This is a genomic window from Aeoliella mucimassa, assembly GCF_007748035.1.
GTDB classification, from domain to species: Bacteria; Planctomycetota; Planctomycetia; order Pirellulales; family Lacipirellulaceae; genus Aeoliella; species Aeoliella mucimassa.
Map to the genome: position 1 here is coordinate 607,095 of NZ_CP036278.1, position 23,105 is coordinate 630,199.

The 23,105-nt window shown below is 59.6% G+C and carries 21 protein-coding genes; 5 read left to right on the forward strand and 16 right to left on the reverse strand.

The genetic code is table 11. The features are described 5' to 3' along the window. Positions 1 to 15: 15 nt before the first annotated feature. The 3 genes from Pan181_RS02485 to Pan181_RS02495 all read right to left on the reverse strand — a co-directional run bounded on the left by Pan181_RS02485 (position 16) and on the right by Pan181_RS02495 (position 1,853). Positions 16 to 555: a hypothetical protein gene (locus Pan181_RS02485; protein ID WP_145245328.1), complete on the reverse strand. Its 540-nt coding sequence runs from the start codon at positions 553 to 555 to the stop codon at positions 16 to 18. A gap of 167 nt (positions 556 to 722) precedes the next feature. Further along, the gene (locus tag Pan181_RS02490; protein WP_145245329.1) at positions 723 to 1,286 is read right to left on the reverse strand and encodes a hypothetical protein; all 564 of its coding nucleotides are present in this window, start codon (positions 1,284 to 1,286) and stop codon (positions 723 to 725) included. 132 nt (positions 1,287 to 1,418) lie between these two features. Then, positions 1,419 to 1,853, reverse strand: coding sequence for a hypothetical protein (locus Pan181_RS02495; RefSeq protein ID WP_145245330.1), 435 nt, complete (start codon positions 1,851 to 1,853; stop codon positions 1,419 to 1,421). A 115-nt stretch (positions 1,854 to 1,968) separates the two neighbouring features. Between Pan181_RS02495 and Pan181_RS02500 the strand changes: the two genes are divergently transcribed. From Pan181_RS02500 to Pan181_RS02510, 3 genes are all read left to right on the forward strand, one after another. After that, the gene (locus Pan181_RS02500; RefSeq protein ID WP_145245331.1) at positions 1,969 to 2,415 is read left to right on the forward strand and encodes an ExbD/TolR family protein; all 447 of its coding nucleotides are present in this window, start codon (positions 1,969 to 1,971) and stop codon (positions 2,413 to 2,415) included. A 23-nt stretch (positions 2,416 to 2,438) separates the two neighbouring features. After that, positions 2,439 to 4,859 (forward strand): hypothetical protein, encoded by a 2,421-nt coding sequence (locus Pan181_RS02505; RefSeq protein WP_145245332.1) that lies wholly within the window; start codon positions 2,439 to 2,441, stop codon positions 4,857 to 4,859. A 259-nt stretch (positions 4,860 to 5,118) separates the two neighbouring features. Continuing rightward, a complete protein-coding gene (locus tag Pan181_RS02510; RefSeq protein ID WP_145245333.1) occupies positions 5,119 to 5,424 on the forward strand; it encodes a DUF3566 domain-containing protein in 306 nt (101 codons plus the stop codon). 33 nt (positions 5,425 to 5,457) lie between these two features. On the opposite strand, the gene trpA is transcribed toward Pan181_RS02510, so the two are convergent. From trpA to trpB, 5 genes are all read right to left on the reverse strand, one after another. Continuing rightward, complete coding sequence (gene trpA / locus Pan181_RS02515; protein ID WP_145245334.1) at positions 5,458 to 6,255, reverse strand: tryptophan synthase subunit alpha; 798 nt, start codon at positions 6,253 to 6,255, stop codon at positions 5,458 to 5,460. 63 nt (positions 6,256 to 6,318) lie between these two features. Further along, positions 6,319 to 6,567 carry an acyl carrier protein gene (gene acpP / locus Pan181_RS02520; protein WP_231943838.1) on the reverse strand — a complete coding sequence of 83 codons (249 nt, stop codon included), beginning with the start codon at positions 6,565 to 6,567 and terminating at the stop codon, positions 6,319 to 6,321. A 152-nt stretch (positions 6,568 to 6,719) separates the two neighbouring features. Continuing rightward, entirely contained in the window at positions 6,720 to 8,117 is a 1,398-nt protein-coding gene (locus Pan181_RS02525) for a hypothetical protein (protein ID WP_197528847.1), read from the reverse strand. Between the two features lie 163 nt (positions 8,118 to 8,280). Next, complete coding sequence (locus tag Pan181_RS02530; RefSeq protein ID WP_145245337.1) at positions 8,281 to 8,880, reverse strand: YegJ family protein; 600 nt, start codon at positions 8,878 to 8,880, stop codon at positions 8,281 to 8,283. 47 nt (positions 8,881 to 8,927) lie between these two features. Continuing rightward, positions 8,928 to 10,151, reverse strand: a complete 1,224-nt coding sequence (gene trpB, locus Pan181_RS02535; protein WP_145245338.1) for a tryptophan synthase subunit beta — start codon at positions 10,149 to 10,151, stop codon at positions 8,928 to 8,930. Positions 10,152 to 10,406: 255 nt separating this feature from the next. Between trpB and Pan181_RS02540 the strand changes: the two genes are divergently transcribed. Continuing rightward, positions 10,407 to 11,246, forward strand: a complete 840-nt coding sequence (locus Pan181_RS02540; RefSeq protein ID WP_145245339.1) for an Fpg/Nei family DNA glycosylase — start codon at positions 10,407 to 10,409, stop codon at positions 11,244 to 11,246. Positions 11,247 to 11,274: 28 nt separating this feature from the next. On the opposite strand, the gene Pan181_RS02545 is transcribed toward Pan181_RS02540, so the two are convergent. The 5 genes from Pan181_RS02545 to Pan181_RS02565 form a co-directional block, all read right to left on the reverse strand. After that, positions 11,275 to 11,733 (reverse strand): response regulator, encoded by a 459-nt coding sequence (locus Pan181_RS02545; RefSeq protein ID WP_197528848.1) that lies wholly within the window; start codon positions 11,731 to 11,733, stop codon positions 11,275 to 11,277. Between the two features lie 18 nt (positions 11,734 to 11,751). Next, on the reverse strand, positions 11,752 to 13,674 hold the full coding sequence (locus tag Pan181_RS02550; RefSeq protein ID WP_145245340.1) for a PAS domain-containing sensor histidine kinase: 1,923 nt from the start codon (positions 13,672 to 13,674) through the stop codon (positions 11,752 to 11,754). A gap of 460 nt (positions 13,675 to 14,134) precedes the next feature. Beyond that, on the reverse strand, positions 14,135 to 15,562 hold the full coding sequence (locus Pan181_RS02555; RefSeq protein ID WP_145245341.1) for a hypothetical protein: 1,428 nt from the start codon (positions 15,560 to 15,562) through the stop codon (positions 14,135 to 14,137). Next, a complete protein-coding gene (locus tag Pan181_RS02560; RefSeq protein WP_145245342.1) occupies positions 15,559 to 16,494 on the reverse strand; it encodes an ABC transporter ATP-binding protein in 936 nt (311 codons plus the stop codon). The genes Pan181_RS02555 and Pan181_RS02560 overlap by 4 nt, the downstream gene beginning before the upstream one ends. Further along, a complete protein-coding gene (locus Pan181_RS02565; RefSeq protein ID WP_145245343.1) occupies positions 16,491 to 16,886 on the reverse strand; it encodes a GntR family transcriptional regulator in 396 nt (131 codons plus the stop codon). Before Pan181_RS02565 ends, Pan181_RS02560 begins: the two co-directional genes overlap by 4 nt. Positions 16,887 to 17,183: 297 nt before the next feature. Between Pan181_RS02565 and Pan181_RS02570 the strand changes: the two genes are divergently transcribed. After that, positions 17,184 to 17,549: a zinc ribbon domain-containing protein gene (locus tag Pan181_RS02570; RefSeq protein WP_145245344.1), complete on the forward strand. Its 366-nt coding sequence runs from the start codon at positions 17,184 to 17,186 to the stop codon at positions 17,547 to 17,549. Positions 17,550 to 19,286: 1,737 nt separating this feature from the next. Here the strand turns inward: Pan181_RS02570 and Pan181_RS02575 are convergent. From Pan181_RS02575 to Pan181_RS02585, 3 genes are all read right to left on the reverse strand, one after another. Further along, positions 19,287 to 19,991 carry an NAD(P)H-hydrate epimerase gene (locus Pan181_RS02575; protein ID WP_145245345.1) on the reverse strand — a complete coding sequence of 235 codons (705 nt, stop codon included), beginning with the start codon at positions 19,989 to 19,991 and terminating at the stop codon, positions 19,287 to 19,289. A 97-nt stretch (positions 19,992 to 20,088) separates the two neighbouring features. Then, positions 20,089 to 21,012 (reverse strand): DNA integrity scanning protein DisA nucleotide-binding domain protein, encoded by a 924-nt coding sequence (locus Pan181_RS02580; protein WP_145245346.1) that lies wholly within the window; start codon positions 21,010 to 21,012, stop codon positions 20,089 to 20,091. Between the two features lie 169 nt (positions 21,013 to 21,181). Continuing rightward, positions 21,182 to 22,990: a hypothetical protein gene (locus Pan181_RS02585; RefSeq protein WP_145245347.1), complete on the reverse strand. Its 1,809-nt coding sequence runs from the start codon at positions 22,988 to 22,990 to the stop codon at positions 21,182 to 21,184. Positions 22,991 to 23,105 lie beyond the last annotated feature (115 nt).

Below are 23,105 nucleotides of genomic sequence, written 5' to 3' on the forward strand. Positions count from 1 at the left end.
CCACGGTCGCTCGTCTTAGCAGCCTGCAAAAATCAAAGCCCCAGCAAGCGCCGTCCAGGCAGCGAATGCCGCCAGCAGGGCTAGGTAACTGGCCAACCACACAGCCTCCTCTCTTGGTGGGGGAGTCTCCGAGGATGGCCGGTGTCTTTGTCGTAGCCATAGCTCCGCCAAGCTTCCCAGCGAAGTCAACGCCAGGAGCAATAGCAGCCGGCACCCGGTCTCTTGCTCGATCGTGGAGTCTGGTTCGATCGGAAGGAAGTAAAAGCACAAGAGTGTCACTGTGGTGGCGAGAAAGTACCACAGGCACTTTGTGTTCGCAGGCGTGGTCAATTGCAAGACCAGAATAAAGATCACGCAGCCAAAAAAGACAAAGGGTCCGAAGAACAGTCCGAAATAGGCAACACCAAACATCAGCCCTTCCGGAAGTTCCTCCACCAGCAGCGAGATGGACTGCTCGACGAGCCATGTCGCGTCGATCCATGTGCCGCGGGTGACGAGCGTCAGCAGTGTCATGCCGATACACGCATGCAGCATCGCTCCCAGCAGCCATCGCAAGCTAAATCGCCAAGACGAGCTTTCGGTTGCAGGGGACATGGATGGGAATCCGGCGTTCGAGTGGGTGACTTCCGTCGCTGAGAGTATTCTAATGCTTGATAAGCTGGGAAAGCAGCGGAAGCTAACGCCGTGTCGTTAGCAGTTTGGCATCTTCGTGAAATACAGGCTTAGAGAACAATGAACATCTCTCTAAAGGTGAGCGTCCAAAATACGAAGGTAGAGAGTGTGGAACAGTAACTGGCCAACCAGGCTGTCTTCTCTTCCGCTTGCGTCACCTCGTCTGAGTGCTGCCTACTCCGACGCAGCCAAAGCTCTAGGTAGCTTCCGAGCGAAGTCCAAGCCATAACCAGAAGCAGTCTGCACAAAACTTCCTGCATCCGATGAATGATAGGGAGGTAGAGCACTGGAAAAATGAGCGCCCCCGAGGTTGCCAGGAAGTACCACAGGCATTTTGTCCTGGCAGGCGTCGCCACTTGCAGTGCCAGAACGATGAGCACGCTGCCGAAAAAGATGAGGGGAGAGGACATGGCCAATGCGCGGACAACATGCACAAGTCGTTCTGGCAGCATCGAAAACAAGAAGTCGGTCGCCACCAGGTTGGCTTCCACAGCATTGATCGTGCTGTGAGTGACAAACCCCCACAGTGTCATGCCGATACACGCATGCAACATTGCTCCCAGCAGCCATCGGAAGCTAAATCGCCAAGACGAGCTTTCGGTTGCAGGGGCCATGGATGGGAATCCGGCGTTCGAGTGGGTGACTTCCGCCGCTGAGAGTATTCTAACGCTTGATAAGCTGGGAAAGCAGCGGAAGACACCGGAGAGTCGTCGCTTGTGGTACTCGGCATGCTTATCAGTGTCGGGCTATTCGGAGTCAGGTTCTCGCTTGTCGTCGTTGTTCGGTTTAACGACAAGGTTGTCGAACACTGGGGGCTCCTTCGGTAGTTTATGGCGATCGTTCCCCTTCACATCGAAGTAGAAGTACACGAGTAACGGCAAGACAATGATCGAAAAAAAGAGAACGTACGCCAGAGCGGGGAACCATTCTCCATCGTAATTGTAGCGGCTCTGATACACGACAAAAGCAAAGGCACTCGCCAGGTAGCCAATTGTTATCATCAGTGTCCGCAACGAGAACCTCAGGCACGCGTTCCGCACCGCACGACCGATGATCTTCAGGTCGAACAGCTCCCGCAGCCCTCGCAGGGTGTCATGCGGGCTGAGGAGGAGCATCAAGCCCACCGCGGCGGCCGAGACAATCGCAAACACCAGCAGGGCTTCTGGACTAAGACGGAACATACGAGGATCGAACTAATCGAAATCGCAAAGTTTTGCTACACTGCGTCATGCGACACGGCTGCTGCTTTGCGGCGGCTAAAACCTTTCGTTCCAGTATAACCACCCACCCTCACTCATGGCCCAATCCTGGCGACATCCCCGTTTTACGAAGCAGTCGGGCGAACTGTCGATGACTGCCATGATCGACGTGGTGTTTCTCTTGCTGATTTTCTTTGTCTGCACGGCCAGCTTTCAGGCGGTCGAAATGGTGCTGCCGAGCAGCCTGTTGGTCAGCAGTTCGGCGACGGTCGACGTGCCGATCGAGCCCCCTGAGGACCTGGAGCGGATCGTCGTGGTGGTCGCGGGGGATGCTAGCCGCGTACGATGGTTGGTGAACGACCAGCCTTGCGATTCGATCGCGACGCTTACTGAACTGCTTGGAGCGATTGCGTCGGTCGATGCGTCGTTGCCGGTGGTGGTCGACTGCGGCGATGCGGTACCGCTGGCCCAGGCGATCGAGGTGTACGACCTGGCTCGTTCGTTGGGACTCAGCAAGGTTCAATTCGCTGCCGACGCCCCCTAAGTTACCGTTCTCCCCAGCTTGCCATGCGTTCTCTGTTGCTACTGCTTGTTTGCTCGTTGCTCGCCACGTCGCCTGCGGTGCAGGGGGAGTCGCTTGAGCAACGCTACCTGGCCGAGCTTCGCGAGCGCGGCATGTATCGCCTGGCCGAGTTGTACTGTCGCGATCGACTGGCCGATACCAAACTGACCGACCGCGAGCAAATCGAACTGGCCGTGGAATGGTCGCTCGTCGCTGTGGCCCAGGCGTACGACTCTGCCCCCGTTGCCCGAGAGCCGCACTGGCGCACTGCCGATCGTGTGCTCGAACCATGGACCAAGGTGCCCGATCGGGCGTATCGGTTGCTAGCGCAGATGCAGACCGGACTCAACGGATTGTCGCGAGCCGAGTTAACCACCTTGGAGCAGGTGGGAGCGATCGACGACGACACGATGGTCGAACTGCAAAGCGATCTGCGAAACTCGATCGGCCTGTTGCGCGAAGTGCTCGACGAGGTGCAGCTTCGCCGGCAGGAGATCGCGATGCGAAGAACCCGCGGCGAGCCGGAGCTAACCGATCGCGAACTTGCGGGGCTCGAACGCAGCTTACAACTTTCGCTGGCCAAAGCGTTTCACACCCAAGCCCGCACGTACGCCGAAGGTTCGGCCGATCGGGTGAACTCGCTGCAGCAAGCGGCCGAGTCGTTGGGGTCGCTCAGCACGGCCGAACCAGTCGACGAGCTAACCTGGCAAGCCCGCATTGCCTGGCTCGAAGCGATGGCCGAGCTGGCCCAAGGCGAGCAGGCGATGGCCGCGATTGCGAGCTGGCGCGAGTCGGGCGAGGTGCCAACCGATCAGCAGGCCGCTTTGGTTGCCGCCCAGACGCGGCTGCTGATTGCGACCAATCAAACCCAGCAGGCGACCGCCTGGTTGCAGGCCAGCCAGTTTGCGGTGGGACGTTCTCCCGTGGTCGACCTGGCTCGGTTGGAACTATTGCTAAGCACGACCAGCGGCCAGCAGCAACCGCTCGAAGCGTTGCTGGCGACGATTCGCCGGCAGCACGCCCCGCGGTACGTGCGTCAGGCCGAGGCGATGGTAGGCCAGCGATTCGCGGCCGCCAGCGACGCGAATTCGGCGATCGCGCGGGTGCATGCGGCCGAGCACTTGTATCGGGCGGGGCAGTTGGCTTCGGCCATCGCAGCTTACGATCAGGCCGCCGAGCAGTTTCGCAACGATCGCGATCGCAATCAGGCGTTTGCCGCCGAGCGTGCGGCCGCGGCCATTGTGCAGAAGCAGGGGGAGTATGCCGACGCGGCCGCTCGGTTCCGACGCTTGGCCCTCGGCTCGTTCGATCGCGAAGACTCGGCCATCGATCATCGCGAGGCACTGCTCTGCCTGGCCGAGATGGCTCGTCGAGCCGATAGCACAACGCGCGACGAGTTGCTGTCGGTGTACGTCGACGCGTGTCGCGAGCATCTGCGGCATTGGCCCGAAGGAACCACGATGCCCGAGGTGCGTTGGTGGTTGGCCAAGGCGCTCGTCGCCCGCGATCAATGGCAAGCGGTGATCGAGTTGCTCGCCCCCGTCGAAGTCGGCATGCCTTACGCAGAGGATTGCTACGCCTTGCTGGCGGTGGCGTATCGCGGGCGCATCAACGAACTCACCGAGTCGACCGAGCGGACCAAGCTGGCTTCGCAAGCGGTGCAGCGACTGTTGCCGGCGATCGTCGGCACCGGCGACTCGGTCGGCTGGCCCACCGAGTGGTCCGACGCCCAACGAACCTGCGCATTAGAGCTCGCCCGTATCACGCTCGACTCGGGTAACACTTCGTATGCCGAAAAGGTGTTGCAGGCGGCCATGCAGCGCGACCCGCCGCCGGGGTTTGTCGACCAAGCGACTCCCGTACTGGCGATGGCTTACGTGCTGGGGGGTAAGACGAAGGAGGCCATCGATCTGCTGCGCAACTCGGCCGGCGGGGGAGTCGGTGCCGGATCGCTCGAAGGACTCGCCGAGCAACTGACCGACCAACTGAATGTCTATGCCAGGGCGACACCGCCGCGCACGACCGAGAGAGCAGCCATGGGGCAGTTGTTGCTGGCCGTGATCGACGTAGCTGGCACCAATACCAGCACCTGGAAGCTGTCGGCCGATCGCTATCGGGCGGCTGCGTACGCCGCGATCGAAAACGTGCAGGAAGCTCGTAAGCTGTACCTGGCAGTCATTGCCAAGTATCCCAACGATGGCGAGCTACGCGAAGAGTACGCCCGGGTGCTCGGTTCGAGCAGCACTGCGGCCGATCGCGAAGCCGCGCTGGCAGTGTGGAGCCAACTCGAACGCGGCAGCACCCGCGGCGGCGAACGCTGGCACCGCGCCCGTCAGGCTCGTATCGACCTGCTCAACAAGCTAGGGCGTCGTCAGGAAGCCGAGAAGCTGGAGAAGCTCACGCGACTGCTCTCGGGTGGCAAGTAGAGTCGTCGCAGGTGAGATTTCATCGATTCATAGACGCGGACCGCGCACGCGGTCCGGCTGTGGGGTCTCGCATCTCTTGCCAAGATCACCGAATCGGTTTCGAATAACGGGAGCCAGCTCGCTTGATGTGGTGAGTTGGGACGATCCTGTAGCAAGACGCGAGGCACCGACCGCCGTGGAAAACCCTTACGAAAGCAGTCAAGTCCCGGATGTCGAAATTGACGTTACGAGACCTCCGACGACTGGAATCCCCTCGTCGATGCGATTGCGCGAAGTCAAACAGATCGACCTGTTCTCGTGTGGGAAGGTTGGCGGAGCGATAGGGGCGATGGCCGGCTTGATCGGTGGGGTGATCTTTGCGGTGATGACCCACTGGGGACCTTTTGCCGACCTCTCCGAAGGCTTCAGAGAAACAGACCCCATGCTGATGATTGGCTTTGGGGTGATTATTGCCGCCCCGATTGTTTATGGCCTCGGTGGATTCATAAACGGACTCCTCTTCGCAGGCATCTACAACATCGTTGCGAGCCTGGTTGGCGGAGTGAAGATTCGGCTGTCGGATTAACGCCAGAGAGATGCAGCAACGACGCTGGCGCTACTAGAACGCGGCCAGCAGTTCTGCGACGTAATCGCCGACGTCTTTCAGCACTTCGTCGCGCGAGCGTTCGGCCGCTTCTGCGACTCGGCGGACGATGGCCGAGCCGACGATCAGTCCGTCGGCCACCGGGGCGAGCAGCTTAACGTGCTCGGGCTTGTTGATGCCGAAGCCAATGCAAATCGGCAGCGACGTGTGCTCGCGGAGCCAGCTAACGTTCTCCACGATGTCGGGCGGCAGCTCGGTGCGTTCGCCGGTGATGCCGGTGACCGACACGTAGTACACGAAGCCGCTCGAGGTCTCGCAGATCTTCAGCGCCCGCTCGCGCGGGGTAGTGGGCGTGACCAGTTGAATGAGCGACAGATCGCGTTCGCGACAAATGGCGGCCAGCTCGGCAGCTTCTTCCACCGGCAGGTCGGGCACAATCAGCCCGTCGATGCCCGCCTGTTTGGCTTGGTCGCAATACGCGGTCACCCCATGGCGGTAGATGATCGCGTAGCAAATCATCGTCACCACCGGAGCGGTGAGCTTCGGCGTGGTCTCGCCCAGCATGTCGAGAATCGACGCCAGCTTCACCTTGTTGTCGAGCGCCCGAGTGTAGCTGGCCTGAATCACAGGCCCGTCGGCAATCGGGTCGCTGTAGGGGACGCCAACCTCGCAGAGGTGCGCGCCGCGCCCGACAATCTCCTGCAGCACCGCGGAAGTGAACGCCACATCGGGATCGCCCGCGGTGACGAACGGCATCAGCGCCTTCTGGTTTTCGGAACGAAGCTTCTGGAACAGGTCGTCGATGGCGGGCATGATGATTGGACGCAGAGACGCTTTGAGGGGGCAGGGAAGTGCAATAAGTACGGCCGGCCGCGACTACGGTTTGCGAATCCGGCGCTGTAAATATCGTATCGCGTCCTCGACGTTCTGGATATCCTCGGCTTCTTTTTCTGGGATGCTAAGATCGAACTCTTCTTCGAGTTCCATCACGATTTCGACGACCTCTAGCGAGTCACTGCCAAGGTCTGCGAACGAAGTCTGCGGTGTAATCTTCTCTGGTGCTACGCCGAGCTGCTCGCTCCAGAGCTTCTGGATGCGCTCAAATGCCGACGTTGCGAACCACAGTAAGCAGCCACACTGCGGACAAGGAGCATCGCCCGCTGGTTCGGAGAATTCCAAGTTCACTTTCGCGCCGCACAGTGGGCACTCACTCGGAAACCCCTCGGGGGTGCGGGAAGCAATGTTCATAACCCGAGCCCCCGAGGTTTGTGAGTGAATTAATCGACGGTGACTTCCACTTCGCAGGTGGCGGCCATCGTGGGATCGGGACGATCGGCCAGCGTGGCGAGAATCGCTCCGGCCGAGCGGCTGGGCTCCACGGTTTGGCTCTTGCCATTCACCACGACCTCTACTGGTTTGTCGAGGTTCACCAGTTCGTCGGAGAGCAACAGCGTGAGCTTGGCTCCGCTAAGCGGCTTGATCTCACCCTCGGGGGGATCGATGTGCGTGGGGTGACCCTCCGCGACTTTCTCCGAGAGCTTCTCGGCCTTCAGCTCGATACGATTCGCTTCGCTATCGGCAGTGCCGACAATGCGGTTCAGGCCTTCCTGTTCCGACTCGGGGTAGTTCACCCAGTACATCCGGCTGCGACGATGATTGTCGAGCGGCTGATCGATCCACACAAACTTGTTGGGGAACGGTTTGCGGGTGTACTTGGGAATCCAACCGGTGCCTTGGCTGTAATCGACTCCATGGCCGCGCCCCGCTTGCACGTCCAAGCGGTGGACGTATCCCTCAGGATCTTCCTCGTGCAAGTCGTCGAGCGCGGCGTGGAACTTCTCGGCCAGCGGCCGGCGATCGAACATGGTGTCCTTCTCGCCAACGTCGGTGCTGAATGCAACGTTACGCAAGTTGGCTACCGGGTTGCCAAGGCCCACGCCTGCGGCCATGGCGGCTGCCCCGGCGAAACGGTCGGGCATGTAGGGAGCCAGGATGTCGGTTCCATAACCACCCTCGGAGATGCCGAGAATGTACACGCGGTTCGGGTCGACTCCCCAGTGCAGCACCGCGTGGTCGATCACCGCGTCGATGGCCACCTGATTGTGGTAGTGCCACCAGCGACCAAGGCGATCGTCGGCCATCCGAGGAATCCAGTAGATGCCCTCCGAGGGATACACGCCGAGCGACAGTTGCACCTGAGCTTGCAGCTCGCGGGTGTTGATCGCCCACGAGTGGGGGCCATCGGCATCGGGCTTCGCACCGCCGCCGTGGAAGCAAAGGAACAGCGGCCGGCCTGCTTCGGGCGCGGGTTGCTGCTCGCGACGCAGCACCACGAATGGCATCGTGTGCTCGCCAAGCGGCAACGTGCTGGCGTGCAGCTCGAGCTTGCCATCTTTGATCGACTCCTGAACCGACTTCGGCAGCGGGCCGAGGGCCGAGCCTTCCACCGGGTCGGTTTCCTGCATCAGCTTCCAGAGCTGCTCGGTCACCTGCGCGGCGTCCTCTTTCGACAGGTCGCTCGGCAGATCGAGCGAATCCACGGCCGGTCGCTCGTCGGCTGGCTTCTCGAGCCAGGCCTTCGCGGCTTCGAGCTGGTCGGGAGTGAGCGCCGCCTGGGTGGGCGAAACCGCAATAAACAGGAGCAAAACCAGGGTGAGAGTCGCCAGTCGCGTCATCGGGAAGGTTCCGGAGGGAGGGCATTCGAGGGAGGGGGTAGATACTGTATTACCCACCGACCGCCCCGGGAGTTTCATCGTTCTGCCAGTTTTTTTGCTGCGGCAAAGCGAACTATTTCGGTGGCGCGGCTAGGCTTCCAATTTCCCTCGTGTTCCCACGAAACTAAAGCTCAAGAAACTCCAGCGAGCGGGGCATCGTTGCCCGCTCTTCGGGCGGGAGCTTCTCCATGAGCACGCGGAGCGTGTAGGCGCCCCAGATTTTCTTGCCGTCGACGATCATCCAGTCGGAGATTTGGTCTTTTTCTACCTTCAGCTCGTCGCCGAACTCGACGTTCGACACCAGCCCGGGCTTGTTGTTGAGCACGCCGATGAACGTGGTTCCTTCCAGCCGGACCGGCGTGAGCCACATATGCTCGTGGGCGTCGCCATCGGTGATAAGCAGCTTCACCGAGAAGTCGCGTTCCGACTCCGGTTGGTTCAAGGCTTCGATGAACTTGTCGACTGTCGCCCGCGCTTTGTCGATGGCTGCATTCATGTCGACGTCATCTTCTGCGACGTCGATCACCGGGTCGTCTGGTTCCTGCACCTCGACGTCGACTGTCGCCTGCGCTTTGTCAATGGCTGCATTCATGTCGACATCATCTTCTGCGACGTCGATCACCGGGTCGTCTGGTTCCTGCACCTCGACGCTATAGGTCATTTCGGTGCATCCAACAGCCATCGCGGTGCCAAACAGCACCAACAGTAAAAACGCGTTTCGCATCGTATTCCCCCTTGAGTCGCCTGAGACTGATTGCCACGTGCTGGTGATTAACCGAAGTCGACGCCTTTGAGCCGGGCGATTTCCATCGCGTCTTTGTCGCCGCGACCACTCAGGCAGACCAGCACCACTTCGTCGGGCTTCTTGCCTTTCGCGATATCCATCGCCTTGGCGACCGCATGCGACGACTCGAGCGCTGGCATGATGCCTTCGCTCGCTGCGGTGGCGTCGAACGCATCCATCGCGGTAGTATCGTCGCAACTGGTGTACTTCACGCGGCCGGTTTCTTTCCAGTAACTATGCTCGGGACCGACGCCAGGGTAGTCGAGTCCGGCGCTCATCGAGTGGACATCGCAGGTCTGGCCATCTTCATCTTGCATCACGTAGCTGAACGAACCATGCAGCACGCCTGGCTGACCATACGTGAGCGGCGAGGCGTGATCGCCTGGCTGGTTGCTGCGGCCGCCAGCTTCGACTCCCACGAGTTCCACGTCGGTGTGTTCGACGAACGGATAGAACATGCCGGCCGCATTCGAGCCACCGCCGACGCAGGCCACCACGGTGTCGGGCAGGCGGCCGAGTCGTGCGTTGCACTGGGCGATCGCTTCTTGGCCGATGACCGATTGGAAGTCGCGGACGATTTGCGGGAACGGATGCGGACCGACCACCGAGCCGAGAATGTAATGGGTCTCGCCTACGGTGCTCATCCAGTCGCGCATCGCTTCGTTAATCGCATCGCGAAGAGTGCGCGAGCCACTGGTCACCGGGCGCACCTCGGCGCCGAGCAGCTTCATCGAAAACACGTTCGGCTTCTGGCGGCGGATGTCTTCCTCGCCCATGTACACGACGCACGGCAGGCCAAAGTGGGCGCACGCGGTCGCGGTGGCGACACCATGCTGGCCGGCGCCGGTTTCGGCGATCACGCGGCCCTTGCCCATCCGCATGGTGAGCAAGCACTGACCAATGGTGTTGTTGATTTTGTGCGCGCCGGTGTGGTTCACGTCCTCGCGCTTGAAGTAGATTTGTGCGCCGCCGCATTGCTCGCTCAACCGCTTCGCATGGTACAGCGGCGACGGCCGACCAACGAAGTCGCGGAGCAGCACCGCCAGTTCGTCGTGGAACGCCTGATCGGCCTTGGCCTTGGCGTACTCTTCGGTCAACTGGTCGAGGGCTTTAACCAGGGTCTCGGGTACATAACGCCCGCCGAACGAACCGTACCGGCCCGCTGCATCGGGTACCGCAGGAGAAGCTGTCATGGGGTGGATTACTCGCATCTGTAAAGGGCTGTGGAACCTATGATTGTCGACTGCCGCCGGGGTGTAATCAAGTGTGGAGAAAAAAGGGCCCGATTCACCAGCAAGGGCAGGGGGGAAGCAGCACCGGTGCTGGCTATTCTATCGAGCCGGCGAGCAGCAACGGGCCTCGTCTTTTGCTTGCGAGGCACCATAATGCAGGGGCAACATCCGGCCATCGACGAGTCGTATTTCTGCTCACGGTTTCCTCACTCCTAGATCCTCACCGCACTACGAATGCCTGAACTTCCTGAAGTCGAAACCATGCGACGGGGGCTGCTCCCGATTGTAGGTCGCCGGGTGGCCGACGCCCAACGCCTGGCGTGCCCCCGCAAGCCGATTGCGGTCGCTCCGCGGATCGATCACCTGCGGCGACGCATCGTCGGCCAGCAGGTCGCGGCCATAGAACGCGTTGGCAAGCGGGTGGTCGTGGTGTTCGACGACTCTGGCGACCGACTCGTCATCGAGCCCCGCATGACCGGGCTGGTGCTCGTGGCCGATCCGCCCGATCCGTTGTACCTGCGGCTGCGAATCGACCTGGCCGGGCGAGGGATTCCGTCGTTCTATTATTGGGACCGCCGGGGACTGGGGAATGTTCGCCTGTTTTCGGCCGAAGAGTTTGCCACCGAGTTCGGGCCCGATCGCCTGGGACCCGATGCACTGGCGATGACCGCCGACGAGTATCGCACCCGGCTGCGAAGCAGTCGCCGGGCGGTGAAGGTCGCGTTGCTCGACCAGCGGGTGGTCGCGGGCATTGGCAATTTGTACGCTTCGGAGCTGCTGCACGTCGCCGCGATTCATCCGGCCAAGCGGTGCGATCGACTCACCCGAGGCGACTGGCAACGACTCGCTGAGGCGTCGCTCGCGGTACTCGAAGAGGCGATTCGGTACGAAGGCTCCACGCTCGGCGATGGAACCTATCGCAACGCGCTGAACAAGGATGGCAGCTATCAAAACATGCACCGCGTGTACGCTCGCCAGGGGACTCCCTGCCCCCGCTGTGGGCAGGTGATCGAACGCATCGTGCAAGCGCAGCGGGCGACGTTCTTCTGCGCGGGCTGTCAGAAAAAGCGCTGAAGGTAAGCGGGGCTAGCGATCAAGTTTCTCAGGTAGCGGCTCCGGTCACCGGAGGAAGCCTTACGATGCAGAACCAATACTCGCCGATTTCACGGAGCACGTTACGAAACTGTGCCAGGTCGACTGGCTTGCTCACGAAACTACTGGCCTTGAGATTGTAACTTTCGAGCACGTCGCGTTCGTCATCGGAGCTGGTGAATACGACGATCGGAATCGAGCGGAGTTTGGGATCTTCGCTGCATTGCCGCAGTACCTCGCGCCCATCCATCCGCGGCATGTTCAAGTCGAGCAGAATCAGATCGGGCAGGTGCGATTTGGGGTTCTCATTGGAGTCGTGCAAGTGCGACATCGCATCGACCCCGTCGCAAGCGTGATGGAACTCGATGAGAAGCCGATCGCGTTCGAGCGTTTTTTTGATCAGCACGACATCTTCCTCGTCGTCTTCGACCAGCAGCACTCGAACGGGACGGACTCGGTTCATAGACATGTAGTATCCTTCGTGTCGCTACTGTTTCACGGTAAAGTGGAAAGTGCTTCCTTCGCCTGGGGTCGACTCGACCCAGATTTGTCCCCCAAGTCGCTGCACAATCCGCCGGCAGTTGGCCAGGCCGATGCCGGTTCCCCCTTCGCGCTCGCGTCTCGCGTGAAGTCGTTTGAAAATCTCGAAGATTTGTTCCCGGTACTGGGGCTCGATGCCAATACCGTTGTCTTTGACTGAAAACTCAAACCCTTCGGATGTCTTTTTCGCAGCGATGTGAATCTTGGGAGGCTGGTCCGATCGGTATTTAAGGGCATTGCTGATGAGGTTTTGTAACAGCAAAATCAGCTGGCTCTCGTCCGCGTGAATTACCGGTAGTTCGTCATAAGTGATTATTGCGCCGAGTTCTTTGATGCGAAGCTCGAGCGATTCGATCACCGCTCGTAAGCACTCGCCGGGGTCGACCTTGGAAAAAGCCTTTCCGCGGGAAGTGATTCGCGAGTATTGTAGCAGATCGGTGATCAGGTGTTGAAGCCGACGGGCTCCGCTCAGCACAGTTTTTAGGTAACTCTTGCTGTCGCTGCTGAGTATGGTGTGTTCATCTTCTTCGATAAGCTCTGCGTACGCAGTGATCTTGCGGAGCGGCTCTTGCAGGTCGTGAGAAGCGATGTAGGCAAATTGCTCGAGTTCCTGATTGCTCTGCTTAAGCTTCTCGTTGAGCCCCTTGAGGTCAACCACTTGACGCCATTCTCGAAGGTCGCGATTGGTTTCAAGAATCACCTTGGTCTCGCCAAGATGCATGAGTTGCTGACGGCTAAATACTTCGATTTCCTCCCCGTCCTTGGTGCGGTGAATCATGCGGCCGCCCCAGTGACCTTGCTGCATCACCTGATCTTCAACTTGTTCTCCAGATATAGTTTGGACCGCCCGCAAAAGTTCGTGAGGCCGGGTGCCGATGGCCTCTTGCTTGCTGTAGCCATATAAGCTGGCAGCCCCCTGGTTCCAACTGCGAATCGTACCCCCTGGTTCCCAGGACAGAATCGCATCGTGGCTCAGGTGGATAAGCTGCGACATTTCCCGCAACTTGCGATTGCGGTTCTCCAACTCTTCGATGTATCCCTGAATCTTGCGTTCTTGCTCGATCCGTTCGGTGACATCGACCCCTTCGGGAATCAGATAGATCACCTCGCCATCGTCCGAGAACACCGGTGTAATGCGCAGGTCGATGTGCACCAGCGTGCCATCCTTCATGGGATGGTCCGCGGCGAGATTCATCACCTGTCCAGCGGCAGCCTGCTCGATGGCCTTGCGGACGCGGTCTTGTAATTCGGGGGAGTGAGAGATCCACGGAGTATCGCTGAAGTGTTTGCCATAAACCTCTTCCGGCGGGACCTCTAAGAGCTGCAGAGCAGCTCGGTTCGCGTCGACCACGGTGCCATCGATGTCGAGCAGGCCGACTAAGTGACTGCAGCTGTCGTAGATGCCTTGCAACCGGTACTTGGCGTCGCGCAGTGCGTCTTCTTGTTGCTTGCGGTGGGTAATATCCTGGGTGACCTTGCAAAACCCGGTAATCTGCCCCAACGAATCGTAGACGGCCGAAAGTCCCACGAGCGCCCAGAACTGGGAACCATCTTTGCGTACTCGCCAACCTTCGTTCTCGAATTTACCCGTTTTGCGCGCCTGTTCGAGTTCGACTTCCGGAATTCCCGCAGCGATATCTTCAGGGGTAAAAAATAGCGAGAAGTGCTTGCCAATGATTTCGTCGGCTTCGTATCCCTTAAGCTTCTTCGCGGTGTCGTTCCAAGTTCGCACCTTGCCATAAGCATTGAGCATGAAGATGGCATGGTCTTGGATCGACCCGAGCATTTCTTGCAGGAGGGCTTCGTCTTGAACCTGACCCTGTGTGTTGGTTCTCGTTCGAGAGAGGTCTCGTGATTCAACAACAGGCATAGTTTAGTCCTCGGAAACAATGCTTCGTATGCGCGGGCGATAAGCGTGATGGCCAGGCACCCAACAATGTAACGACTGACTTTGGACATCGTACAAGAGGCCGGAATAAAAAAACAGCATTCTAGCCTGACGTTTCGAGTCGATCGATGAAAGACCGTTGCTGCCCCCCCCAGGGATGCATCGTTAGGAAGAGCAACCTGACTGCACAACCATACCTTGAATTGAGGAAAGTTCTCGCCCAATCATGAATTCGATAGGGAACCCGCAATACTTGAGAATGCGGGTGTGGGTATTTGCCAGTCGGTAGCCGTGCATTTACCGCAGAGAGCGGTACTTATGGCGTAGGGCGAGCAATGCCTAGCAGCAAGGTGTGTGTTGTGTGCGATGCCCTATCCTGGGGGTACACCCAGGCACGGCTGATCGATTGACACCTGCAAGAATTTTTTGTGATAAAGCCTGTTTAGCCGAGTTCGGCGGCAAGCCAAACCGATCGCGCCCACCGCACGCTGAGCAAACCGACCACCACCACCGCGGCGGCCAAGCAGATTCCCATTGCGTATCCAACAAACTTTAGCGACAAGAACACGCCCGCTGCGATACCAAACAACAGGTACAACGTGAGTATCATGAGCACCAGCCGCTTCAAACCAGAACTGATTAGCGAGAAGCGGAATGGCAACCCAACGAGCAGCGGTTGCATCGCCAGGCCGGTGATCAGTGCCGCTGCGATGTTGCGTGCAGTAAGTTGTTCGGGGGCAAACGCCATGGTGGTCGCCAGCACCATCGCTGCCATCGGTACGATCGCCCAAAGTACTAGCAGGACGAACTGACGCAGCAATCCGTCGACTAGTGCTTCGCGACGTAGCGGTAAGAGCAGGTCTTGCCCCAAGCGTGTCCGACGGATTGCAATCGCCTGGCTGGCAAACATAGGTGCCATCGCACAGAAAATTGCACCCTGCGTCGCGAGCAGCATGGTGATTTTGCTTGCGCCGGAATCGCCTTGGTTCATGCTGCCTACGATAAAGGTTTGCACAGTGGTAATCGCAAGAACGATCAGCAGAACATTCACTGCCATCACCGGAGCCGGCATCATGCCCATGCCGTAGCGAAGCAGTCGCGGGCGGGTTGCCTCGTCGGGCGTCGAGATAGTTGCCAGGCGGTCGTGCCAGCTGTCGGTGATCCACCGCATCAGCGGACGCCGCGTCACCCAGCGTGAGATCAGTTGCCGGCCTTCCGACTTCTCCATTCGCGACTGCTGCGTAAAGCCCGACTGCACTGGGACCAGGTAGTCGCTATCTTGCTCGCGCATTTGTGTCAGCCGCCAGAACCAGGCGACGATGCCAGTCAGGCCGACGAGCATCAATCCGATCCGCGGCCACAGCAGCGCAGCGTCGTCGGCCATCCAGAAGTAAGCAGCTGTTGCATTGAAGAAGCTGAAGTAGAGGGCCAACGACACAATCGTCATCACCCCGCTCATGGTCTGCATCTGCCAGATCACTATCGCCAGGAATAACCAACTGAATGCGAGTATGCCAAGCACCGCATGCTGCCCGCAGGCACTCACGAGCAAGGGCAGCACTACCCCCAGGCAGGTTAGCAGTAGCACCAGCACTGCGAGGTGCGGCGCGCGGTAGTTTGGCATTAGTCGGGCGCGTGGGTGCACGAACTGGAACTTCGCCTGCACCGCGATCAGGAAACCGCCGAGCATCAGTGGCAAGCCCAGCTGGTTCATGCCAGTCAGGCCATTCATGTGTTTGTCGGGCGGGCCCGACCCGCCGGTCATCATGATCAGCATCGCTGTTTCAAAAATCCCCCCGACCGCGAGCGCCAGCATTAGCATTCGCCGGGTGGTGTAGGTATGCAGTACCGCAAGGCATTGGTCGATCATCCGATGGCTCCCGTCAATTCGGTCTCGGCGAGTCGCGGGGCGTTATGCTCGTGCAACTCTACGAAGATCTCTTCCAGGTTCAGGTCGCTGACCGTAACGTCGGCCTTCCAGGTAGTGCGAATCGCTTCGATATCGTCCGGCGAAAGGTCCGCCACCGTGGCCACGGCCATCCGCCCATCCACCTGACACGACAGCGCGCCCGCAATGCCGAAGCTCGCTGGCAAGTCGTGGTCGGCCATGATCCGCAACCGCTTCACGCGATCCTTCAGCAGATCAAGGTCGCCACAGAACTCGATATGTCCTTCGCGGAGCAAAGCAATCTTGCTGGCGACCCGCTCGAGGTCGCTGGTAATGTGCGTGCTGAACAGCACCGTTCGGTTGGGGTGGTCCACCAGGTCGATCAGCATCCGCAGAAACTCCCGCCGCGCGCTGGGGTCGAGACTCGCGACCGGTTCGTCGAGGATCAACAGCTCCGGCTCGTGACCCATCGCGAGCACGATACCAAGCGTTTGAAGCTGACCGACCGAAAGCGTGCCCGAACGATCGTCGAGCGGCAATCGCCATCGTTGGCACAGGTCGGCCACGAGTTGCCGGTTCCACTTCGGATAGAACGCGGCCGTGTAGTCGATGACATGCCGCACCCGCATCCAGGGGTAGGTCGCTACCTCCTGCGGAACGTAACCGATGCGTTCTTTCGTAGCAGCCGAGAGGTCCCACGCGGGGTCGCCAAACACGGTTGCCTGTCCGCCGCTAGGGCGGAGCAAGCCGAGCAGGCACTTGATGAGCGTGGTCTTGCCCGAGCCATTTGCCCCGAGCAGCCCGAGCACCGTGCCTGGCTCGATGGCCAGGTCGAGATTCGTCAGCACCGGCTTGTCCGTGAAGCTCTTCGACAGTCGGTCGGCAATCACGGGGAATCGAGCGGTATCGTTCATGGGGAAGAGTCCTTGAGAGTCGCATCGAACAACGCACGAATTTGTTTGTCGGTCAGCCCTAGCAGGCGAGCGCGGTGGATGGCCGGCGCGAGCAGCTCCTGGGCTTGCTTCCGCCGCTCGGCGAGGGGACCGCTAGCGGCGCTCGCCGATACGCACATCCCTTGGCCGCGGACCCGCTCGACCACCCCCTCGGCCTCGAGCAGGCCGTAGGCTTTGCTGACCGTCATGGGATTAACGTCGGCCGTTTGGGCTACCTGACGAACGCTTGGCAGGAAATCGCCAGGCGTAAGCCGCCCGCCGGCCACGAGGGCAATCACCTGGTCGACAATCTGTCGATAGATCGGTACGCCGCTCGAGGGGGCGATGTCGAATTGGTGAGGTGAGGTGCCCATGTGTATTAATATAGTGATACACCAAGGGGGAGGCAAGCGGAATTTTCGAGGTCGCTCCTGTTTTCCTCGGTTTGACTGGGGAGAGTGCCCCGCAGCCGCCGCGCGACACCCCCTCCGCGCCAGCGGAAATAGGCGACTACAGGCTGGTTTGCGAGGTAGTATTAAATGAGTAGGTAGTCGCTGGCGGATTTCGTTAAAATCAAGGCAAGCTGGAGCCATGCCCAGCGAACATAACAGACGCAGCGAATTAATAGCGACCTGCTGGTCACCTGGGCGAAAGTTTCTGGGAGCACGACGATGTGGCAATGCAATCAATGCCGAGAGTTGCTAGAGGATCAATTCGACGCTTGCTGGAAGTGCGGCTGCAGCCGCGCCGCGAATCTCGCGACCGATATGCTCAGCGATTCGAGCAACAGCCAGCTTAGTGAAACCGACTCGCTCCGCTTCATCGAACAGTACCGCTGCGCGAAGTGCGGGCACGACGAGTCGGTACTCGAACGCATCGAAGGCCGCGGCACCGGCCACGGCCACGGCCGCATGCTGGCCAAGGACTTTCTCGCGGTAAGCTGCGACCGCTGCGGCTACGCGGAGTTCTACAACCTATCGATCCTCGAACAACGCACCGGCATGCAAAACTTCTTCCGCCAACTCTTCCGCAGCTAAGCGGGGTAGGGTGTCGGGGTAATAGGGGGGGCTAGCGTGCCATGTATTGTGGAGTGGTACCCATCGCTTTCCAAGGTGGCCGAACATTCAAAGGGGGCCATTCTCGAGGCCTGAGCACGTTCGATGTTTATCGCTTGGTTGAGTAGCAACTTGATCGCCTAGGCCATGTCTCAAAATCTATGTCGGTCAGAAGTTGGACGATGGGGAGAAACACGTTAGATACATTCTGGTGGGGTATAAGGCAAAACAAACCGTTTCATTGCTATTGCTACTTGAAGTAGGATGGTACGGGAACAATGGGGCGATAGGAGAAAACTCGGACAAAAATTGAACTCTTCTTCACTTGACTTCAGTCAATTCCCCACTCAAGACTGTGGGCGGTAGAATGGTCCTCACGCCAGAAGTAGATCCTCATCACTGTAGGCACCGTATTGGTATTGCCGATTTTCACTTCATCACAAGTCTGTGGGGTATTCGACACGCAAGGATCAAGAAGAGAGTCACTAGCGAAATCTAAGTTCGTAGAGGCTGGACGGATTGGTCGTTGAGTTCTGCAGCAGAGTTCGATGCTTGCTGACTGTTCTTTTGGGTATACAGGTACTTTCTCGCATGCCAAAACTCCATCGTAGAGAGACGGACGGCGGATACTATGTACGTAGACGACAGAACAATGCGATGTCAACATTCCAAGTATCTCTTGAGGGAGTGGAAGAGTTGCGAAGACGTGGCTACGAAGATGGAAGTGAGTTATCGGCGGGGTTGGTAGCGGATTTCCTGAATAGGGGATTGATGTATAGTGGCGGATCTGGGCCGGGGCCATTAGATGAGGAAGTTCCTGTTCTGGTCGAGAAAGCTCCACATAGCAATCGTGAGCAATCTGGAACATCCGCTCCGCCCGTGCGAAGCCACTCAAAGCATCCATCGATTACTAGCACATATCCTTCATCTTCAGAGTCAACACGAAGAAGGGGCATAATACCGAAGAAAATGCTGAATCACTCAACGAAGAGTGATGCGATGGATTACATCTTCACAGCTATTGTGCTAGTAGTTTTAGTCTTGCTCTTACTAGTGTTCCTGACAATGCTGATAAATGGCAGGTAATGGGGGGCACAGGTGTTGCAGGGGAGTAACTATCGTTAGTGATCAAATGAATGGGTAATCAAAGCTGTCGGCTATTGTGATTGGTTGCTTGCCGGTACATTCCATTGGTATTCACTTGCCAGGGGGGGCGTTTTGGCCCGTCGAGCTCGCCGGTGCTAAATTCTACTTCTGGACGACGTTACCCTTCTAGTCGCTTCCAGCCACGGATGAACCAGATCGTCACGGTTGGGGTTGCCTCACGACCTCTTGGGCTTCGCCCACTGACAGCTGGGCGTCGTACGTTTTGTGAAGTGGCCACTCGTTGGGCGTCCAGCTGTCGGTGGTACCCAAATGCTCCGCGGCTCTTCGCGAGGAATCGTACTCGTTGCTCATACCACATCGCCAACCATCGCCTTCGGCTACGGGCTAAACGATTTTTCTGGATGTGGCAGTTTTCGCTGGAAAATGGCCACCTGTGATGTTCTAATGAACAGGTTAATTGAGGCTATCGGCTGTTGGCTTTTTTGATGATTGGAGGTGATCGAGATGTGATGTTTGTTTTCATGTTCAACTTCTAGCGACGCGCAGGTGGAGGGTGCCGGCGTGGGCGTTCGCTACTGTGCGTTGATGGGATTCCGCGCTCGATCCGGTCGGCTACTGCTCGCTCGGCTGGTCGGCGACTTGTTGCAGGATGATCGGGGGGATGCCGATGTCGATCACGTGTACCTCGCCCAGGTAGGGGAGGGCGGTTGGTTGCTGGTAGCCGATTTTGCTGGTGACGAACGTCGCGGTGGCGGTCGCTTGCACGGTGGTCGGCGATGGCCGACCGGTGTCGCAATCGAGGCCGCTGGGGACGTCGATCGCCAGGCGTTTGGCTGGTTCGGCGTTCATCCACTCGATGATCGAGTCGTACGGCGGTCGCGGCGAGCCGGTTGCGCCGGTGCCGAGTAGGCAGTCGACCAACCAGTCGCAGCGGTGGCTCGCGTAGTCGAGTGCGTCGGGCAGGGCGGCCGGGCCTCCTTCGGCGGCCAGGTGCACGATCCGCAACCCCGCGCGGTGCAGGATCTCGTAGTTGGCTTGCGCGTCGCCCGTCAGTTCGGCGGCCGGCGGAACGAGCAGCACCTGCACTTCGTGGCCGCGAATCGCCAGGTGGCGAGCCATGACGAATCCGTCGCCACCGTTGTTGCCTTTGCCGCAGAGGATGGAGATCGGGCCGGCGATGCCGAGCTGCTCGAGCAGGTCGACGCACCCGCGCCCGGCGTTCTCCATGAGCACGAGCCCGTGCATGCAGTAGTTGTGGATCGCGATGCGATCGATTTCGCGAGATTGTTGACGAGTGAGAAAGGGTCGCCGGTCCATGGTGCCGCCTGACGCAAGAAACGAAATGCCGAGGAGCCGAATGATGACTACGAACTCGAAACCCGCGGGCGTCGCTCGTTGGCTGCTGGCCGCGGTGCTAGGTGGGGCCGTCGGTGTCGAACGACTTCCACTTCATCGCGCGGCGGAACGGCTCGATGCGGAGCTTCACTTCGCCATCCTGGAACACGCGGACGGTGCCGTTCGACTCGCTCACGGCCACGGCAATCGCGCCGGTGGCTTTGGTCACTTGAGCGGCGGCCCAATGGCGGGCGCCGAGCCCTTTGGAGAGGGTGAGGTCGGGCGTGTTCGGGGCAGCCAGGTGCTGGGCCGACGCGACCACGGTACCATCGGCGGCAACGACGAACGCGCCGTCCATTTGGGCGATCTCTTTCACCCCTTCCCGCACCTTGGCGTCGGTCAGTCGGCGTTCCTGGCGGGTGTAGCCTTTGACGGGGTCGAAGCCCATCGGGCGGGCGAACTCCATGCACTTGCGGTGATCGCCGACGACGAACAGCGAGCCGACCGGCTTGCCTTCGCGGCCTTCGCGACCGATTTCCACCGCCAGGTCGACGACCAGTTTAATCGTTTCGACCGGTACTTTCGTTTTGAGCTGCCGGAGGTCGCGAACCGTGAGTCGGCCGAGGTGCTCGTCGAGCTTGATCAGGCTGACCGAGTCGATCGGCCCGGCCTCGAAGCCGCTGTAGGCCGCTACGACCGAGGCACCTTCGGGGAAGAACTCCTCGGCAACGCCCTCGAGCAGGGCTTGGGTGAGCCGCTCGTAGGTGGGAGCGTCGGCCGGCATGTTTAGCACAATGGTGTCGAAGCCCTCGTCGGCCGCACCGGCGACGACTTCCTCGGTATCGCCGGCGATGACCACATTCGACTTAGATACCGCTTTTTGCAGCTGTTTCCAGTCGGTTGGCCGCTCGAACACAAACAGCACGGCGTCCACATCATGCAGCTCTGCCAGGCGTAATGCCAGGTCGCAGAACGATTGCAGTTGTTCGCTGAACTTTGCCATGCAGGTCCGCCGCCAAACTCCCCTGACAACGACCGGTTGCCGGGGATCGATAATCTTGAACTTCCTAATTATGCAGCGGGGGCACAGAACCCAGCGACGCTGCTTCCTTAGTGTAGCTCATGGTTTGGCAAGCGACAATCAATCCCAAACCCGACCGCTAGCGGTCCCACTACCTTCTGGTGGCCGAGTTGTTCTGGCGGCTTACCGAGTTGCCCCCCGACTGTGCTTGGGCCGCCTTGGCCTGCTCGTCGTAGGGTTGGAACTTGCGGGTGTCGTACTCGGTCAACGCATGCAGGGCATGGCACAACGCGCCGGTTTCCCACTCGTTGCTCGAGTTGCTGTAGAGCAGGTTGGTCAGGTAGTTCACCGCTTTCACCACGCGGTACGAGTCGAGTTTCTTGTCGGGCACGTGATACAGAACCCACTCGGTCAGGTGCCCCGTGGTCCGACACCGGCGGTCGATGCTCTTCTCGTCGCCAGGGCCGCGGAACCACTCGGTGCTGAAGCTGCCGTCGTTGTTCTGCAGGCGATAGCAGTACTGCTCGTATTGATTGGTGAAGTTCTTGGCCTTGAGCCAGACTCCGTCCATCGGTTCGCCGCGGGCTTCCCGCTGCTTCACTGCCAGGCTGAGCCCGTTCAAGCGGTGGGTACCACCGCAGGCGACGCCGCGAATCGGCTGGGCGAGTTCTTCCTCGACCAGCCGCTCGATGCTCCAGACCTCGCCCCGTTCGTTCACCCAGGTCGTATCCGAAGGCAAGTAGTGCATCAGTGCAATCAGTTTGAAGCTCAGCTCGCTGTTCGGCTGGCAGGTCTTCTGCTCGCCTGCGATCAGGTCGTGGATGGTGAACTCTTTGCCTTCGACGCGGATCGGATAGTTCGGGTCGACGTTGCACTGGGCGAGCATCGACAGGAACTGCCCCGAGTGACCCTCTTTGCCAACGCCGTACACGCCGTGCGGCAGGCCTTGGTCGCTGAGTGCCATGATGCGATGGCCAGCACAGTCGTTGTTGTAGCAGAGCCAGCCGACCGAGGTCATTGCCTGGCCGTTCGGACCACCCACCCGCACCTGGCTGTGCAGTTCGAAAGCGAGCATGTTGTGCATCACTTTCCACGAGTCGTGCTCTTCGGTGTTCAGCATCTGGCGATAGTAATAGGTCAGCACCCGTCGCATTTTGTTACGCAAGTAAATCTGATTGCGAGTCAGCGGCGGCAGTTGTTTGACTGGTTGAGGTTTGATGTCGACCACGCGGGTGCGGGGCGACTCTTCCGCGGTCGGTTCGTCGTCCTGCTGGTCGAGGTCGTCCGACACTTCGAACGAAGCAATCGGCGGCTCATCCGCTTCTTGTGTGTTGCGCTTCGGCGGTTGCAGTTCGGTATGTTTGGGCTCGTCGATCGGAGTCGCTTCGGTGGTCGACTCATCGCTCGGCAGCACCTCTTTCAGCGGAGCAGGCGTATGCTCGGCCGATTCTTCTTCGGTGCTCAGTTGCTTCGGCGACCGCCAGGCCGGTTTGAATTCCTCCGGCGTGCTCTCTTGCTCGTCGCTCTGCTCAGGCTCCAATTGCAACGGCGCGGCTGGCTCGACCTCGGTCGGCTGCTCACTACTCGGCTCGGCGGTTGCGGGAAGCTGGGCAACCCGCGGGGCGTCGATCTGCGGGGCAATCAGTGCTGGCATGCTCAGCGTCAACTCGTCCGACGTATCCGCTTGCGCCGGCGGTGCCAGCGTTGGCGTTTTGGCGACCGGCATCTTCAGCACCGGCAGCTTCGCCTTGGCCGGCGCGCTCAGGTCGAGTCCATGCACGGCGCCGAGCGTTTCGACCGGCAGCCCTTTCGCACTTCGAGTGCCAGCATTCGGGCTCAGTGTGGTCGGTTTATCGATCCGGTACGTGTCGGCTGTCAGCGGAGTTGTTCCCAGCACCAGTGTCAGCGTCAGAACCACACGAATGGCCCGTCCGCGACTCCAACCGTGCGTACGCTCCACATCTACAGTACACAGTTTGGTGCGCACCGTTCCCCCCCGCTTGCGTAAGTCGTATCCGATAGACGACACCTTGTCGCCTGACAGCAGTCCATGCAATGGACGCGAGAACCTCGCC

Coding starts and splice junctions, on each gene's coding strand:
- Pan181_RS02545 (WP_197528848.1), bottom strand. CDS start 11,733: ATGTCTATGAACCGAGTCCGTCCCGTTCGAGTGCTGCTGGTCGAAGAC.
- Pan181_RS02570 (WP_145245344.1), top strand. CDS start 17,184: ATGTGGCAATGCAATCAATGCCGAGAGTTGCTAGAGGATCAATTCGAC.
- Pan181_RS02530 (WP_145245337.1), bottom strand. CDS start 8,880: ATGCGAAACGCGTTTTTACTGTTGGTGCTGTTTGGCACCGCGATGGCT.
- Pan181_RS02565 (WP_145245343.1), bottom strand. CDS start 16,886: ATGGGCACCTCACCTCACCAATTCGACATCGCCCCCTCGAGCGGCGTA.
- trpB (WP_145245338.1), bottom strand. CDS start 10,151: ATGCGAGTAATCCACCCCATGACAGCTTCTCCTGCGGTACCCGATGCA.
- Pan181_RS02555 (WP_145245341.1), bottom strand. CDS start 15,562: ATGATCGACCAATGCCTTGCGGTACTGCATACCTACACCACCCGGCGA.
- trpA (WP_145245334.1), bottom strand. CDS start 6,255: ATGCCCGCCATCGACGACCTGTTCCAGAAGCTTCGTTCCGAAAACCAG.
- Pan181_RS02500 (WP_145245331.1), top strand. CDS start 1,969: ATGGCCCAATCCTGGCGACATCCCCGTTTTACGAAGCAGTCGGGCGAA.
- Pan181_RS02560 (WP_145245342.1), bottom strand. CDS start 16,494: ATGAACGATACCGCTCGATTCCCCGTGATTGCCGACCGACTGTCGAAG.
- Pan181_RS02510 (WP_145245333.1), top strand. CDS start 5,119: ATGCGATTGCGCGAAGTCAAACAGATCGACCTGTTCTCGTGTGGGAAG.
- Pan181_RS02525 (WP_197528847.1), bottom strand. CDS start 8,117: ATGACGCGACTGGCGACTCTCACCCTGGTTTTGCTCCTGTTTATTGCG.
- Pan181_RS02540 (WP_145245339.1), top strand. CDS start 10,407: ATGCCTGAACTTCCTGAAGTCGAAACCATGCGACGGGGGCTGCTCCCG.
- Pan181_RS02580 (WP_145245346.1), bottom strand. CDS start 21,012: ATGGCAAAGTTCAGCGAACAACTGCAATCGTTCTGCGACCTGGCATTA.
- Pan181_RS02490 (WP_145245329.1), bottom strand. CDS start 1,286: ATGGCCCCTGCAACCGAAAGCTCGTCTTGGCGATTTAGCTTCCGATGG.
- Pan181_RS02495 (WP_145245330.1), bottom strand. CDS start 1,853: ATGTTCCGTCTTAGTCCAGAAGCCCTGCTGGTGTTTGCGATTGTCTCG.
- Pan181_RS02505 (WP_145245332.1), top strand. CDS start 2,439: ATGCGTTCTCTGTTGCTACTGCTTGTTTGCTCGTTGCTCGCCACGTCG.
- Pan181_RS02550 (WP_145245340.1), bottom strand. CDS start 13,674: ATGCCTGTTGTTGAATCACGAGACCTCTCTCGAACGAGAACCAACACA.
- Pan181_RS02575 (WP_145245345.1), bottom strand. CDS start 19,991: ATGGACCGGCGACCCTTTCTCACTCGTCAACAATCTCGCGAAATCGAT.